Raw genomic sequence first — 16,238 nt, 5'->3', positions numbered from 1 at the left:
ATCGCGAGCAAGCTCGCTCCCACAGTTTCACTGCGGCTAGGCTCTTTCAAACCCGCTCCGGCGGCGCCTCGCTCGGTGGATCGCCATGGGGCGGCTGAGGATCCAGTGGCGGGTCTTTTTCCGGAATCGGCTCCGGATCGGGGCTGGGTGGCGGCAGGTTGGGGTCGTCGATGTTCGGATCGGGTGTTTCGGCCGGGATGGGAATGTTCATCGGGTCGGGCCTCCGGGACGCAAGTGGCTTGAGTCGTGCTTGTCTGGTTGACCACCGCTTGACGGGTTTGATTCCCCGATGCCGGCCAGCAAATCGCGCTGAACTTTTGGTCGCCGGTCCGGTTCGGAGCTTAAGTGAGTTTAATCAGGGACCCGTTGGGCCTTTACCGCCACAAGCGCGTCCATGGGGCGTAAAAGGAGCGATGCTCGATGACTGCCGAACAGCCGACCGACCTGGTGTACAACCCGCATTTGCCGTTGTCCCAGGCCTTGTTGTTGCCGCGTATTGCGATTGAAAACACCATGCCGGTGATCGACGGCGGGCAGTTCGCCGCCAAGGCCCTGGCCGGGCAGGACGTGACGGTGACCAGCAAAGTGTTCGCCGATGGCCACGACAAGTTGGCCGTGCGAATCCGCTGGCGTGCGCTGGAAGATGACATCTGGAACAGCGAGGTCATGACCGAGCTGGGCAACAACGGGTGGCGCGGTCAATTCACCGTACCGGACGTGGGCCGCTACGTGTTTTGTATCGAAGCGTGGTTCGACCAGTTCGCCAGCTTCCGCTATGAGCTGGAAAAGAAATACGCCGCCGGCGTGCCCATCAGCCTCGAACTGCAAGAGGGCCGCAATCATGTGCAACAGGCCGCCGAGCGCAGCGACGGCGAATTGAGTGAGCAGTTGACCGCGTTGCACCATGAGCTTTCGAGCCTGCTGCCGCAGGAGCAGGTGACCTTGTTCCTCGCGCCGCGCAGCGCCGACCTGATGTCCCTGGCCGATCATCGGCCCTACCTGAGCATCAGCCCGGAATATCCGTTGGACGTGGAGCGCGAACGGGCCGAGTTCGCCAGTTGGTACGAGCTGTTTCCCCGCTCGATCACCGACGATCCCAAGCGCCACGGCACCTTCAACGACGTGCACTCGCGCTTGTCGGTGATCCAGGACATGGGCTTCGACGTGCTGTATTTCCCGCCGATCCATCCCATCGGCCGCAGTTTCCGCAAAGGTCCGAATAATTCCCTGACCGCCGGTCCGGACGATCCGGGCAGCCCTTACGCCATCGGCAGCGAGGAGGGCGGCCACGAGGCGATCCATCCACAGTTGGGTACTCGCGAAGATTTTCGTCGCCTGGTAGCCGCAGCCGCCGACCACGGCCTGGAGATCGCCCTCGACTTCGCCATCCAGTGCTCCCAGGACCACCCTTGGCTCAAGCAGCATCCGGGCTGGTTCAGTTGGCGGCCGGACGGCACGATCAAATACGCGGAGAATCCGCCGAAAAAATACCAGGACATCGTCAACGTCGATTTCTACGCCGCCGATGCCATCCCCAGTCTGTGGATGGAGCTGCGGGACATCGTCGTCGGTTGGGTCAACGAAGGGGTGAAGATATTCCGTGTCGATAATCCCCATACCAAGCCGTTGCCCTTCTGGCAGTGGCTGATCGCCGATGTTCGCGCGCAACACCCGGACGTCATCTTCCTCGCGGAGGCGTTCACCACGCCGGCGATGATGGCGCGGCTGGGCAAGGTCGGTTACTCCCAGAGCTACACCTATTTCACCTGGCGCAACACCAAGGCCGAACTGGCGACGTATTTCAGCGAACTCAACGAATCGCCCTGGCGCGAATGCTATCGGCCGAATTTTTTCGTCAACACGCCGGACATCAACCCGGCGTTCCTCCATGCGTCGGGGCGCGCGGGTTTCCTGATCCGCGCGGCGCTGGCAACCATGGGCTCGGGGCTGTGGGGCATGTATTCCGGTTTTGAATTGTGTGAATCGGCGCCAGTGCCGGGTAAGGAGGAATACCTCGATTCGGAGAAATACGAAATCCGCCCCCGGGATTTCACCGCGCCGGGCAACATCATCGCCGAGATCGCCCAGCTCAATCGCATCCGCCGGCAGAACCCGGCGCTGCATACGCACTTGGGCCTGAAGATCTATAACGCCTGGAACGACAACATCCTGTATTTCGGCAAGCGCACGCCGGACGGCAGCAACTTCGTCCTGGTGGCGGTGAGCCTCGATCCGCATAACGTCCAGGAAGCCAATTTCGAATTGCCGCTGTGGGAGATGGGCCTGCCGGACGACGCCCAGACCCAGGGCGAGGACTTGATGAACGGCCATCGCTGGACCTGGTATGGCAAGTACCAGTTCATGCGCATCGACCCGGCGTACCAGCCGTTCGGGATCTGGCGGATCAGCGTGGCATGAGGTGCATTCAGCTATGTAGGAGCTATGTAGGAGCTATGTAGGAGCTGCCGAGTGCAACGAGGCTGCGATCTTTCCCCAGACATTTGAATCTCAAGTGAACGATTAAAAGATCGCAGGCTCCGCCAGCTCCTACAGGGCGTCACAGGCTGCGATCTTTCCCCAGACACTTGAATCTCAAGTGAACGATTAAAAGATCGCAGGCTTCGCCAGCTCCTACACGGCACCAAAAATGACCTCGCATTACAGAAAAACAAGCCTGTAACCCGCGGCTTTATAGAATCAGCAGGAGTTGCAAATGGCCAAGAAACCCCGGTCTGCCACGTTCATCAAGGACCCGCTCTGGTACAAGGACGCGGTGATCTATCAAGTCCACGTAAAATCCTATTTCGACTCCAACAACGACGGAATCGGCGATTTTCCAGGCCTGATCGAAAAGCTCGACTACATCGCCGACCTGGGCGTCAACACCATCTGGCTGCTGCCGTTCTATCCCTCGCCCCGGCGCGATGACGGCTACGACATCGCCGAATACCGAGGTGTCAGCCCTGACTACGGCACCATGGCCGACGCGCGGCGTTTCATCGCCGAAGCCCACAAGCGCAACCTGCGGGTGATCACTGAGCTGGTCATCAACCACACCTCCGACCAGCACCCCTGGTTCCAGCGGGCGCGCAAGGCCAAGAAAGGCTCCAGTGCGCGGGATTTCTACGTCTGGTCCGATGACGACCACAAATACGACGGCACGCGAATCATCTTCCTCGACACCGAGAAGTCCAACTGGACCTGGGACCCAGTGGCCGGCCAGTACTTCTGGCACCGTTTCTATTCCCACCAGCCGGACCTCAATTTCGACAATCCGCAGGTGATCAAGGCCGTGCTGTCGGTGATGCGCTACTGGCTCGACATGGGCATCGACGGTCTGCGCCTGGACGCGATCCCATACCTGATCGAGCGCGACGGCACCAACAACGAGAACCTGCCCGAGACCCACGACGTCCTCAAGCTGATCCGCGCCGAGATCGACGCCAATTACCCCGACCGCATGTTACTGGCCGAGGCCAACCAGTGGCCGGAGGATACCCAGCTCTATTTTGGCGACGTCGATGCCCAGGGCCTCAATGGCGACGAGTGCCACATGGCGTTCCACTTCCCGTTGATGCCGCGCATGTACATGGCGCTGGCCCAGGAAGACCGTTTTCCCATCACCGACATTTTGCGCCAGACCCCGGAGATTCCGGCGAACTGCCAATGGGCGATTTTCCTGCGCAACCACGATGAGTTGACCCTGGAAATGGTCACCGACAAGGAGCGCGACTACCTGTGGAACTACTACGCCGCCGACCGTCGCGCGCGGATCAACCTCGGGATTCGTCGACGCCTGGCGCCGCTGATGGAGCGCGACCGCCGCCGTGTGGAGTTGCTCAACAGCCTGTTGCTGTCGATGCCCGGCACGCCGACCTTGTATTACGGCGATGAGATCGGCATGGGCGACAACATCTACCTGGGCGACCGCGATGGCGTGCGCACGCCGATGCAGTGGTCCATCGACCGCAACGGCGGTTTTTCCCGCGCCGACCCGGCCAGCCTGGTGCTCCCACCAATCATGGACCCGCTGTACGGCTATCTGTCGGTGAACGTCGAGACCCAGTCCGGCGACCCTCATTCGCTGCTCAACTGGACCCGCCGCATGCTCGCCGTGCGCAAGCAGTCCAAGGCTTTCGGTCGGGGCACATTGAAGATGCTGTCGCCAAGCAACCGGCGGATCCTGGCGTATACCCGCGAATACACCGGCCCGGACGGCAAGCATGAAATCATCCTGTGCGTGGCCAACGTGTCGCGCAGTGCCCAGGCTGCCGAGCTGGACTTGTCGGCCTACGCCGGCATGGTTCCGGTGGAGATGCTCGGCGGCAATGCGTTCCCGCCCATCGGCCAGTTGAATTTCCTGCTGACCCTGGCGCCGTACGGTTTCTACTGGTTCGCCCTGGCGGCGGAAAACCAGATGCCGAGCTGGCATGTGGAGCCGGCGCAGAGCCTGCCGGATTTCACCACGCTGGTGTTGAAAAAACGCTTGGAAGAACTGCTCGAGGCGCCGTCGCGTACCACGTTGGAGCAGGGCATCCTGCCGAACTGGCTGCAGAACCGCCGCTGGTTCGCCGGCAAGGACAGCGCGATCGAGAAAGTCGACATCGTCTATGGCGTGCGCTTCGGCGATCCGCAACACCCCGTGTTGCTGAGCGAGATCGACGTCACCAGCGCTGGCCAGACCCTGCGTTATCAACTGCCGTTCGGTCTGCTCGCCGAGGATCAGGTCGGCGCCGCGCTGCCCCAGCAATTGGCCTTGTCGCGGGTCCGTCGGGGTCGCCAGGTCGGTTTGATCACCGATGCGTTCACCCTGGAAAACTTCATTCGGGCCGTGCTCCAGGGCATCCAGGCCAATACGGTGCTGCCGTGCGCCGATGGCGAGTTGCGCTTCGAGCCCACCGAGGGCCTGGCGGCGCTGAACCTGGGAGTCGAGCCCGAGGTGCGCTACCTGTCTGCCGAGCAGTCCAACAGTTCGGTGGTGGTGGGCGGCAGCCTGGTGCTCAAGTTGATCCGCAAGGTCGCGTCCGGCGTGCACCCGGAACTGGAGATGAGCGCTTACCTGACCGCGGCAGGCTTCAGCAATATCTCGCCGCTGCTGGGTTCGGTGATTCGCCGTGACGCCCAGGGCGAAGATGCCCTGCTGATGATCGCCCAAGGCTACCTGAGCAATCAGGGCGACGCATGGGAATGGACCCGGAACAACCTCGAACGGGCCTTGCGCGACGAGCTGGCGGACGCCGTGTCCGAGCAAGAGCAGCACTACAACGCCCTGGGCGAACTGAAGGATTTTGCCGGCATGCTCGGCCAGCGCCTCGGGGAAATGCACCAAGTGCTTGCCCAGCCCACCGACAACCCGGACTTCGCGCCGCAGCCTACCAGTGCCAAGGAAGCCCAGGCCATCGGCAAGGATGTCGCCGCTCAGGTCGAAAACGCCTTGCGCCTGCTCAAGCAGAACCAGGACCAATTGAACCCTGCGGACCAGGCGATGGTCGCACGCTTGTTGGAACACAGGAAAACCGTGCTGGCCCACGTCCAGGAACTGGCCGGCAAGGCAGTGGGTGGCTTGCGTATCCGGGTTCATGGCGACTTGCACTTGGGGCAGGTGTTGGTGATCAAGGGCGACGCCTACCTGATCGATTTTGAAGGCGAGCCGGCGCGGCCGCTGCATGAGCGACGTGGCAAGCACAGCCCGTACAAGGACGTCAGCGGCGTGCTGCGCTCCTTCGATTACGCGGCAGCGATGGCCGCCCAGCTGCACACTGTCGACAGCACGGCGGATGCCGATGCGGCGCGCAAACGGGTCGCCGACCGCTATCTGATCGAGGCGCGCCAGGCATTTGTCCAGGCGTATCGGCTGGCGGCAGCTAGTCTTGCCCATGAGTGGAAGGATGCTGAAGGCGAAGACGCCGCGCTGGCGTTGTTCGGCCTGGAGAAGGCGGCCTATGAAGTGGCTTATGAAGCCGAGAATCGCCCTGCCTGGCTGCCCGTGCCGTTGCACGGCCTGTACGGGCTATTGAGTGGGCTGCAACCCTTTTCCAATTTAGCCGGACCGATTTAGTGGAGAGAATCATGAGCGTCTCGAACAAGGAATCACAGGGGCAGGCCAAAGAGTCACTGCTGCCAGCCCCCCACGACATCGACGCGTTGGTGCGCGCCGAACACCACGACCCGTTTTCGATCCTCGGCCCCCATGGAGACGGGGCGGGCGGACAATTCATCCGGGCCTACCTGCCCGGCGCGTTGAGCGTGCATGTGCTCGCCCGTGACAGCGGCGAAGAACTTGGCGAGTTGCAGATCACCGAAACTCCGGGACTGTTTGTCGGCCATTTCGACCGTGCCCAGCCCTACCTGCTGCGCACCCGTTGGGCCGGCGGCGAACAAGTCGCCGAAGATCCCTACAGCTTCGGTCCGCTGCTCGGGGAAATGGATCTCTACCTGTTTGCCGAAGGTAACCATCGCGACCTCAGCGCCTGCCTCGGTGCGCAACTGAAAACGGTGGATGGCGTCGATGGCGTGCGCTTCGCCGTCTGGGCGCCGAATGCGCGCCGGGTTTCGGTGGTCGGGGATTTCAACGTCTGGGACGGGCGCCGGCATCCGATGCGCATCCGTTATCCGTCCGGCGTGTGGGAAATATTCATTCCGAGGCTCGGGCCCGGCGAAGGCTACAAATATGAAATCCTCGGCGCCCACGGCATCCTGCCGCTCAAGGCCGACCCGGTGGCCCTGGCCACGCAGATGCCGCCTGATACGGCGTCCAAGGTCGCCTCGCCACTGAACATCGAATGGCACGATGACGAATGGATGCAAAGCCGTCGTGAACGCCAACTACCGGGCGCGCCGCTGTCGATCTATGAACTGCACGCCGGTTCCTGGCAATGCGAGATCGACGAGGCGGGCGAGGTCTCCCGGCAATACAACTGGCATGAAATGGCCGAACGGCTGATCCCCTACGTCAAGGACCTGGGGTTCACTCACATCGAGCTGATGCCCATCATGGAGCACCCGTTCGGTGGCTCATGGGGCTATCAACCGCTGTCGCAATTCGCTCCGACTGCGCGTTTCGGTTCGCCCGATGATTTCGCCGCGTTCGTCAACGCCTGTCATAAGGCTGACATTGGCGTGATCCTGGACTGGGTGCCCGCGCACTTTCCGACCGATACCCATGGCCTGGCCCAGTTCGACGGCACCGCGTTGTACGAATACGGTAACCCGCTGGAAGGTTTCCACCAGGATTGGGACACGCTGATCTACAACCTGGGGCGCACCGAAGTCCACGGTTTCATGCTGGCGTCGGCGTTGCACTGGCTCAAGCATTTCCACGTCGACGGCCTGCGGGTGGATGCCGTGGCCTCGATGCTGTATCGCGACTATTCGCGCAAGGCCGGCGAATGGGTGCCTAACCGCCACGGCGGACGGGAGAACCTCGAAGCGATCGATTTCCTGCGCCACCTCAACGACGTGGTTGCGCTGGAAACCCCGGGCGCGCTGGTCATCGCCGAGGAATCCACCGCCTGGCCCGGCGTCAGCCAGAGCACGCAGCAGGGCGGTCTGGGTTTCGCCTACAAATGGAACATGGGCTGGATGCACGATTCGCTGCATTACATCCAGCAGGATCCGGTGTACCGCGCCCATCACCATAACGAGTTGAGCTTTGGCCTGGTGTACGCCTGGTCCGAGCGGTTTGTCCTGCCGATTTCCCACGACGAGGTGGTCCACGGCAAACGCTCGCTGATCGACAAGATGCCCGGTGACCGCTGGCAGAAATTTGCCAACCTGCGGGCCTATCTGAGTTTCATGTGGGGCCACCCAGGCAAGAAACTGCTGTTCATGGGCTGTGAGTTCGGCCAATGGCGCGAGTGGAACCATGACCAGCAACTGGACTGGTATCTGCTGCAATATCCCGAGCACCGGGGTGTGCAGAAACTGGTGAGCGATCTCAATCGTTTGTATCGCGAAGAGCCGGCGCTGCACGATCAGGACGACGCGCCCCAGGGCTTCCAATGGTTGATTGGCGACGATGCGCTCAACAGCGTCTATGCGTGGTTGCGTTGGAGCAAGGACGGTCGGCCGGTGCTGGTGGTCGCCAACTTCACGCCGGTGCCGCGCGAGGCGTATCGGGTCGGCGTGCCGTTTGGCGGGCGCTGGGTGGAATTGCTCAACAGCGATGCCGACACTTACGCCGGCTCGAACTATGGCAACGGCGGCGGCGCCTCCACCGAGGCGATCCCCAGCCATGGCCAGGCGCTCTCGCTGGAACTGAACCTGCCGCCGCTGGCGGTGTTGATTCTGCGGCCGGAAGGGTAGGCCCAGACTCAGATCCAATGTGGGAGCGAGCTTGCTCGCGATAGCGGAGTGTCTGTCAGCACTTTTGTGACCAACTGACCGCCATCGCGAGCAAGCTCGCTCCCACAGGGTCAAAGTTTTGGTGGTCAGCGAACCAGGCACGGCTGCTTGTTGTTGAACGTCCAGCCCGGGATCAGGTACTGCATCGCCACCGAGTCGTCCCGCGCCCCGAGCCCCATGCCTTTGTACAACTCATGAGCCTTGGCCAACTGGTCCATGTCCAACTCGATCCCCAGCCCAGGTTTCTTCGGCACTTGCACGCAACCGCCCTTGATCTGCAATGGCGCCTTGGTCAACCGTTGGCCGTCCTGCCAGATCCAGTGGGTGTCGATGGCGGTGATGTCGCCCGGTGCGGCGGCCGCGACATGGGTGAACATCGCCAGGGAAATGTCGAAGTGGTTGTTGGAGTGCGAGCCCCAGGTCAGGCCCCATTCGTTGCACATCTGTGCCACGCGAACCGAACCCTGCATCGTCCAGAAGTGCGGGTCGGCCAGGGGAATGTCCACGGATTGCAGCGTGATCGCATGGCCCATCTCGCGCCAATCGGTGGCAATCATGTTGGTAGCGGTCTTGAGGCCGGTGGCGCGCCGGAACTCGGCCATGACCTCGCGGCCCGAATAACCATTCTCCGCCCCGCAAGGGTCCTCGGCATACGCCAGCACCTTGTGTTGGTCGCGGCACAAGCGGATCGCTTCCTTGAGTGACCAGGCCCCGTTCGGATCCAGGGTGATACGCGCCTGGGGAAAGCGTTCGGCCAATGCCGTCACGGCTTCGATTTCCTCGTCGCCCTTGAGCACGCCGCCCTTGAGCTTGAAATCCTGAAAACCATAGTGCGCGTGGGCCGCTTCGGCCAGGCGCACCACTGCGTCGGCATTCAGTGCTTTTTCGTGGCGCACACGGAACCAGTCGTTATCGGCGTCCGGTTCGCTGCGGTAGGGCAGGTCGGTCTGCTGGCGATCACCGACATAAAACAGATAGCCGAGCATCTTCACTTCGTCGCGTTGCTGGCCTTCGCCGAGCAGGGCCGCGACCGGGACATCCAGGTGCTGGCCGAGCAGGTCCAGCAACGCCGCTTCCAGGCCGGTGACAGCGTGAATAGTGATGCGCAGATCGAAGGTCTGCAATCCACGGCCACCGGCATCGCGGTCGGCGAAGGCCTGGCGCACGCTGTTGAGAATCTTCTGGTAGGTGCCAATGGGGCTGCCGACCACCAGCGAACGGGCGTCTTCCAGCGTCTGGCGAATGCGCTCGCCGCCGGGTACTTCGCCCACGCCGGTGTGCCCGGCGTTGTCCTTGAGAATGACGATGTTGCGGGTGAAGAACGGGCCATGGGCGCCGCTGAGGTTCAGCAGCATGCCATCGTGGCCGGCCACGGGCACGATCTGCATGCTGGTGATGATCGGGGCTTTGTGGGTGTCTGGCGTAGTCATCGTGTACAGATCCTTGATTTATTGTTGTGGTCAGGCGTGGCTGGTCACTGGGTCGGTGGAGCTCGTGACGGTTTTCGGCTTGGGTGTGTTGCGCGCGGCGAACACAATGATCGCGGCAATGATCGACGTGGCTGCGAGGCCATAGAGACCACCCTGGATCGAGCCGGTGTGCTGCTCCAGAAGGCCGAAGGTGGTCGGGGCGACGAAGCCGCCGAGGTTGCCCACCGAGTTGATCAGCGCGATCACACCGGCGGCAATGCGCGCGTCCAGATAAGCCTGGGGAATTGGCCAGAACAGCGAAGACGCCGATTTGAAACCCAGGGCTGCGAAGCAGATGGCGACGAAGGCGAAGATCGGCCCGCCGGTGGTGGAAATGAACATGCCCGCCGCGGCGATCAGCAGGGCCGCGGCGACCCAGGCCTGCTGGAACTTCCACTTGGCCGACAGGGAGGCGAAGGCGTACATGCCGACGATCGACAGCAACCAGGGAATCGAGTTGAACAGCCCCACTTGGAGATCGCTCAGTTCGCCCATTTTCTTGATGATGCTCGGCAGCCAGAAAGTGGCGGCGTAGATCGTCAACTGAATGAAGAAGTAGATCAGGCAGAACAGAATGATCTGGCGGTCCTTGAGCAGTTGGCCGATCGACAACTTGATCGGCGTCGCGGCTTCACGGGCGGCCTGTTCGTCATCGATGGCCTTGACCAGCGCGTCCTGCTCCTCACCGTCCAGCCACTTGGCGTCGTGGGGCTTGGAGTCCAGCCAGAACCAGACGAAGAAGCACAGGCCGACGGAGAACATCCCTTCGATGAAGTACATCCACTGCCAACCGTGCAGGCCCAGGCCGTTGATCTGCAGGAGCAACCCCGACAACGGGCCGGAAATCAGCGAAGCGATCGCCGAGCCGCTGAGGAAGATGGCAATGGCCTTGCCGCGCTCGACTCCGGGCAACCAGCGGGTGAAGTAATAGATCACGCCAGGGAAGAAACCGGCCTCGGCCACACCCAGCAGGAAGCGCAGGATGTAGAAGTGGGTCTCGTTCTGGATGAAGGCCATGCCTGCCGCCACCAGGCCCCAGGTGAGCATGATGCGCGTCAGCCAGATACGGGCGCCGATGCGTTGCAAGAGGATGTTGGAAGGGACTTCGAACAGCGCGTAGCCGATGAAGAACAGGCCGGCGCCGAAGCCGTACGCGGCAGCGCCGATGCCCAGGTCATGCTCCATGTGGGCGCGGACGAAACCGATGTTCACCCGGTCGATGTAGTTGACGATGAACATGATGACGAACAGCGGCAGGATGTGGCGCTTGACCTTGGAAATGGCCGATTGCAGCACCGGGTCCCTGCCGGCATTGGCCTTGAGGCTGGAGGTGTTCACTGGTTTTTTCTCCCACTCGTTATTTTTATGCGGGCATCGTGCAGGTGCCGATGTTGATAGACATCATACAAGTTGGTTTTTTTGTATGACAAGCAGTTTCTGAGCACGATTGGATTGGGGGAGAGGTGTTTTTATGCCGTATCCATTGGTTCGTAACGGTTTTTTGGCTGTCGCGAGAATCCATTTGCAGGTGTTGTAATGTCGTTCTCGGCCTGAAATGTGTGAGGGAAGTAGTCTTTAATTGAGTGTTGTCATACAAGTTTGTGCGTCTGTGGATGAGCATTTCCGACGCGGCCAGTGATAGGATCGACGAGCCTGTTTTCAAGGAACCCCGGCACATGCAGCAAGACATTGAATCGCCCCTGCGCAAGCGCACCCACAACCTGGCCCATGACCTGGTGGCGAAGTTGAGCCAGAGCATTCTGCTCGGGCAGTTGAAGCCGGGGGAAAAGCTGCCATCCGAAGGTGCCATCGTGCGCGAGCATGGGGTCAGCCGCACGGTAGTGCGCGAGGCGATTTCCAAGTTGCAGGCGTCGGGGCTGGTGGAGACTCGCCACGGCATCGGCACCTTTGTGCTGGAGCCGAATGGCGAGCAAGGGTTGCGGCTCAACGTCGATACCGCGGCGGGCGTCCGGGGCATTCTGGAACTGCGCCTGGGCCTGGAGACCCAGGCGGCCGCATTGGCGGCCCAGCGCCGCAGCGAAGAGCAATTGCAGCAGATGCGTCAGGCGTTGGATGATTACCAGCGCTTGCTCAGCAACAACGACAGCTGCGTCGAGGCTGACCGGCGTTTTCATCTGCTGATTGCCGAAGCCACGGCCAACAGCTGTTTTGTCGAGATCATGCAGCACCTGGGCAGCGCAATGATTCCCCGCACCAGGGTGAACATGGCCGAGCGCGGCCAGGCGGACCTGGGCAGGCTCGCGCAGTTTGCCAACCTGGAACACGAAGCGATCTTCAACGCCATCAAGCGCCAGGACCCCGACGCCGCCCGCGCGGCCATGTGGCTGCACCTGACCAACAGCCGCGATCGGTTTGGCGCGGGGAGCTGACCAGTCTCTTTGTCTGAGCCACCGTCTTCGTCGGATCGCCGCCCGGAGCAGGCTCGCTCCCACAGGGTTCTGTGGTGGTTGCAGAACTCAAGAAAAAGTCAGATCCATTGTGGGAGCGAGCCTGCTCGCGAAGGGGCCAGCAAGATTTAAAGAAAATCAGTAGGCATTAAAAAACCGGCGCAACCAAGGTTGCGCCGGTGGTGGTGCCAGTGGTCGCGCGGATGTCGTGGGTCCACGCGACCACCGTTGTGCCTGTTGTCGGTTACGCGCGTTCCAGCGCGAGGGCCACGCCCTGGCCGCCACCGATGCAGAGTGTCGCGAGGCCTTTCTTGGCGTCGCGCTTGATCATTTCATGCAGCAGCGTCACCAGCACCCGGCAGCCCGAAGCCCCGATCGGGTGGCCCAAGGCGATGGCGCCGCCGTTGACGTTGACCTTGTCCATGTCCCATTCCAGTTCCTTGGCGACGGCCAGGGATTGCGCGGCGAAGGCTTCGTTGGCTTCGATCAGGTCCAGTTGGTCCAGCGACCAGCCAGCCTTGTCCAGGCAGCGGCGGGTGGCCGAGACCGGGCCAATGCCCATGATCGCCGGGTCGACACCCGCGTTGGCGTAGGCGCTGATTTTTGCCAGCACTGGCAAACCCAATGCCTTGGCTTTTTCCGCACTCATCAGGATCACCGCGGCAGCGCCATCGTTCAGCGAGGACGCATTGCCCGCCGTGACGCTGCCGTCTTTCTTGAACGCCGGCTTGAGCTTGCCCAGGGATTCGGCGGTGGTGCCGGCGCGCGGTTGTTCGTCGGTGGCGAAGGCCACGGGGTCGCCCTTGCGCTGGGGAATCAGGATCGGCGTGATCTCATCGGCGAAGCGGCCGCCTTCGATGGCGGCAACGGCTTTCTGCTGGGACGCGGCGGCGAAGGCGTCCTGCGCCTCGCGGCTGATGCCGTACTTGTCCACCAGGTTCTCGGCAGTGATGCCCATGTGGTAATCGTTGAACGCATCCCACAAGCCGTCGGTGATCATGCTGTCGATCATCTTCGCGTGGCCCATGCGCAGGCCGGTGCGGGCGGCTGGCAATACGTAGGGGGCGAGGCTCATGTTTTCCATGCCGCCGGCGATGATCACGTCGGCGTCGCCACAGCGAATCGCCTGGGCGCCCAGGTGTAGCGCCTTGAGGCCCGAACCGCAGACCTTGTTCAAGGTCAGCGCCGGCACGGCGTGGGGCAGGCCGGCGAGGATCGACGCCTGGCGCGCCGGGTTCTGCCCGGAGCCTGCGGTCAGCACTTGGCCAAGGATCACTTCATCGACTTGCTCGCCGGCCAGGCCGGTCTGTTCCAGCAGGCGACGAATCACTGCGGCACCGAGTTCCGGCGCGGGAATGGACGCCAGCGAACCCTGGAAACTGCCGATGGCGGTGCGGGTGGCGGCGACAATCACGACTTCTTGCATCGAATCTCTCCTCACTGGGCAGCGAACTGCATTTCAGGAACGTGGTCTGGCACGATCAGCTTGCCGGCGGTCTTGGCGACGATTTCCTCGACGCTGACGCCCGGGGCGCGTTCCTTGAGAATAAAGGCGCCGTCCTGGATTTCCAGGTAGGCCAGGTCGGTCAGCACGCGCTTGATGCAACCGGCGCCGGTCAGCGGCAGGCTGCAACGGGGCAGCAGTTTCGATTCGCCGTCCTTGGACGCGTGGGTCATGGTGACGATGATGTTCTCGGCACCGGCCACCAGGTCCATCGCGCCGCCCATGCCCTTGACGAGCTTGCCGGGGATCATCCACGAGGCAATATTGCCTTCGACGTCCACCTCGAACGCGCCGAGCACGGTCAGGTCGATGTGGCCGCCACGGATCATCGCGAACGATTCGGCCGAAGAGAAGATCGACGCGCCGATGCGCGCGGTGACGGTCTGCTTGCCGGCGTTGATCATGTCGGCGTCGACTTCGGCTTCGGTGGGAAACGCGCCCATGCCGAGCAGGCCGTTTTCCGATTGCAGCATGACTTCCATGCCTTCGGGGATGTAATTGGCGACCAGGGTCGGGATGCCGATGCCGAGGTTCACGTAGTAGCCGTCTTGCATTTCGCGGGCGACGCGCTGAGCCATTTGTTCGCGGGAAAGTGCCATGGTGTCATTCCTTCATTCGGGCCGGGGGCAGGGGATCACTTACGGACGGTGCGCTGTTCGATGCGCTTTTCGAACGTGCCGCAAATGATCCGGTCGACGTAGATGCCGGGGGTGTGGATCTGCGTCGGGTCCAACTCGCCGGGCTCGACGATTTCTTCGACTTCCACCACGGTGATCTTGCCCGCCGTGGCAGCCAGGGGATTGAAGTTCTGCGCGGTGTGACGATAGACGACGTTGCCGAAATGGTCGGCTTTCCAGCCCTTGACGATGGCGAAGTCACCGGTGATGGATTCTTCCATCAGGTACTGGCGGCCATGGAACTCGCGCACTTCCTTGCCTTCGGCCACGGGCGTGCCGACGCCGGTGGCAGTGAAGAACGCCGGAATGCCCGCGCCGCCTGCACGCATTTTTTCCGCGAGGGTGCCTTGGGGGGTGAGCACGACTTCGATTTCGCCGCTCAGCAATTGCTTCTCGAAGAGGGCGTTTTCGCCCACGTACGAGGCGATCACCTTGCTGATCTGCCGATCCTCCAGCAGTACGCCGAGACCGAAACCGTCAACGCCACAGTTGTTGGAGACCACGGTGAGGTCGCGGATGCCCTTGCGCTTGATCTCGGCGATCAGGTTTTCCGGAATACCGCACAAGCCGAAGCCGCCGGCGATGACGGTCATGCCGTCCTTCAAGCCTTCCAGCGCTTCTTCGTAGGAACTCACGCGTTTGTCGAAACCTGCCATAGACACCTCTTTTATTCTTGAGTGGGGTCGCAATGAGATGCAGTGTTGCGCCAAGTCATATATTTGTTAAGTTGATTTTTACGTTTGATTGATTGATAAAACTCAATAATGTATTACCTGTAGGAGCTGCCGAGTGCAACGAGGCTGCGATCTTTTGATCCTGATCTTTCCTAGGCTTTTAGCCTGCAAATGGAAGATCGCAGCCTCGTTGCACTCGGCAGCTCCTACGCAACCGGACCCTCGACACCCATGACCCTAAAGCAAATCCGCGCGTTTCTGGCCGTGGCCCAGAGCCTGAGCTTCGCCGTGGCGTGCGAGCGGCTGCACCTGTCCCAGTCGGCCCTGAGCTTGACGATCAAGGCGCTGGAGGAGGGGCTGGGTGGCCGCCTGTTCAGTCGCAACACACGTAACGTGGCACTGACACCGGAAGGCGAGTCCCTGCTGCCGCTGGCCCGTCGACTGGTCGCCGATTGGGAAAACGCCGAAGACGAAATGCGCCAGCGCTTCACCTTGCAGCGCGGTCGCGTGACGTTGGCGGCGATGCCATCGTTCGCCGGCAACCTGTTGCCACCGATCCTCAAGACCTTCCGCGCACGGTTCCCGAATGTCAATGTCACGGTCAATGACGTGATCAACGAACAGGTGCTGGAAATGGTCCGCGATCGTCACGTGGAACTGGGCGTGGCGTTCGAGCCGATGCAGGGTTCGTCCCTGGCATTCACGCCGTTGTACCTCGATCGTTTCGTCGCGGTGGTGCCCTTGGATTCACCGCTGGCCCGGCGCGACGAAATCCAGTGGGAGATCTTGCTGGAGCAACCGTTCATCACGTTGCAGCGGCCCTCTACCGTGCGCGTCATGCTCGAAGAACACCTGCAGGCCCGGGGCAGGAAGCTGCCGGTGGAGTTCGAGAGCCACCAATTGGCGACGGTCGGGCGGATGGTTGCCAGCGGCCTCGGCGTGAGCGCGGTGCCGGCCCTGTGCGTTGGCCAGATGCATGAGCTGGGCGCCCGCTGCATCACCCTCAGCGATCCGGTAATAGAACGGGCCATCGGCGTGCTGACCAAGCCGGGTTACGAACTGTCGGCGGCGGCACAGGCGTTGTTCGATACGTTGAAGGATCAGGACCTGAGTGCTCAGATGTCACTGAAGTAACCATCACCCTGTGGGAGCGAGCCTGCTCG

11 protein-coding genes are annotated in these 16,238 nt (G+C 61.9%); 5 read left to right on the top strand and 6 right to left on the bottom strand.

Going from position 1 to position 16,238, the window contains the following annotated elements:
• Positions 1-46: 46 nt before the first annotated feature.
• On the bottom strand, positions 47-211 hold the full coding sequence (locus OC610_RS08735; protein WP_181286771.1) for a hypothetical protein: 165 nt from the start codon (positions 209-211) through the stop codon (positions 47-49).
• A gap of 209 nt (positions 212-420) precedes the next feature.
• Here OC610_RS08735 and OC610_RS08730 point away from each other — a divergent pair, with 209 nt between their 5' ends.
• From OC610_RS08730 to glgB, 3 genes are all read left to right on the top strand, one after another.
• Complete coding sequence (locus OC610_RS08730) at positions 421-2,418, top strand: alpha-1,4-glucan--maltose-1-phosphate maltosyltransferase (RefSeq protein ID WP_264427449.1); 1,998 nt, start codon at positions 421-423, stop codon at positions 2,416-2,418.
• A 295-nt stretch (positions 2,419-2,713) separates the two neighbouring features.
• Entirely contained in the window at positions 2,714-6,058 is a 3,345-nt protein-coding gene (gene treS / locus OC610_RS08725; RefSeq protein WP_264427448.1) for a maltose alpha-D-glucosyltransferase, read from the top strand.
• An 11-nt stretch (positions 6,059-6,069) separates the two neighbouring features.
• On the top strand, positions 6,070-8,304 hold the full coding sequence (glgB, locus tag OC610_RS08720) for a 1,4-alpha-glucan branching protein GlgB (protein WP_264427447.1): 2,235 nt from the start codon (positions 6,070-6,072) through the stop codon (positions 8,302-8,304).
• Positions 8,305-8,429: 125 nt separating this feature from the next.
• Here the strand turns inward: glgB and gudD are convergent, their stop codons facing one another.
• Together gudD and OC610_RS08710 are read right to left on the bottom strand one after the other, a co-directional pair.
• Positions 8,430-9,773, bottom strand: coding sequence for a glucarate dehydratase (gudD, locus tag OC610_RS08715; protein ID WP_264427446.1), 1,344 nt, complete (start codon positions 9,771-9,773; stop codon positions 8,430-8,432).
• Positions 9,774-9,803: 30 nt separating this feature from the next.
• Positions 9,804-11,150 (bottom strand): MFS transporter, encoded by a 1,347-nt coding sequence (locus OC610_RS08710; protein ID WP_332880468.1) that lies wholly within the window; start codon positions 11,148-11,150, stop codon positions 9,804-9,806.
• 338 nt (positions 11,151-11,488) lie between these two features.
• On the opposite strand from OC610_RS08710, the gene OC610_RS08705 reads away from it, so the two are divergent.
• On the top strand, positions 11,489-12,202 hold the full coding sequence (locus OC610_RS08705) for a FadR/GntR family transcriptional regulator (RefSeq protein ID WP_264427445.1): 714 nt from the start codon (positions 11,489-11,491) through the stop codon (positions 12,200-12,202).
• Between the two features lie 262 nt (positions 12,203-12,464).
• Here OC610_RS08705 and OC610_RS08700 read toward each other — a convergent pair whose 3' ends face one another.
• From OC610_RS08700 to OC610_RS08690, 3 genes are read right to left on the bottom strand one after another with little or no spacing between them, the layout of a single operon-like run.
• Positions 12,465-13,646 (bottom strand): acetyl-CoA C-acetyltransferase, encoded by a 1,182-nt coding sequence (locus OC610_RS08700; RefSeq protein ID WP_181290636.1) that lies wholly within the window; start codon positions 13,644-13,646, stop codon positions 12,465-12,467.
• An 11-nt stretch (positions 13,647-13,657) separates the two neighbouring features.
• Positions 13,658-14,323 carry a CoA transferase subunit B gene (locus tag OC610_RS08695; protein ID WP_003180355.1) on the bottom strand — a complete coding sequence of 222 codons (666 nt, stop codon included), beginning with the start codon at positions 14,321-14,323 and terminating at the stop codon, positions 13,658-13,660.
• A gap of 35 nt (positions 14,324-14,358) precedes the next feature.
• Positions 14,359-15,057 carry a CoA transferase subunit A gene (locus OC610_RS08690; protein WP_264427444.1) on the bottom strand — a complete coding sequence of 233 codons (699 nt, stop codon included), beginning with the start codon at positions 15,055-15,057 and terminating at the stop codon, positions 14,359-14,361.
• 249 nt (positions 15,058-15,306) lie between these two features.
• On the opposite strand from OC610_RS08690, the gene OC610_RS08685 reads away from it, so the two are divergent.
• On the top strand, positions 15,307-16,209 hold the full coding sequence (locus OC610_RS08685) for a LysR family transcriptional regulator (protein WP_264427443.1): 903 nt from the start codon (positions 15,307-15,309) through the stop codon (positions 16,207-16,209).
• Positions 16,210-16,238: the final 29 nt, after the last annotated feature.

It is taken from the genome of Pseudomonas agronomica (genome assembly GCF_025917275.1).
In the GTDB taxonomy this organism is placed as follows: Bacteria; Pseudomonadota; Gammaproteobacteria; order Pseudomonadales; family Pseudomonadaceae; genus Aquipseudomonas; species Aquipseudomonas agronomica.
Note: the sequence above shows the minus strand (reverse complement) of the source record. Positions and strands in the feature narration are given on the sequence as shown.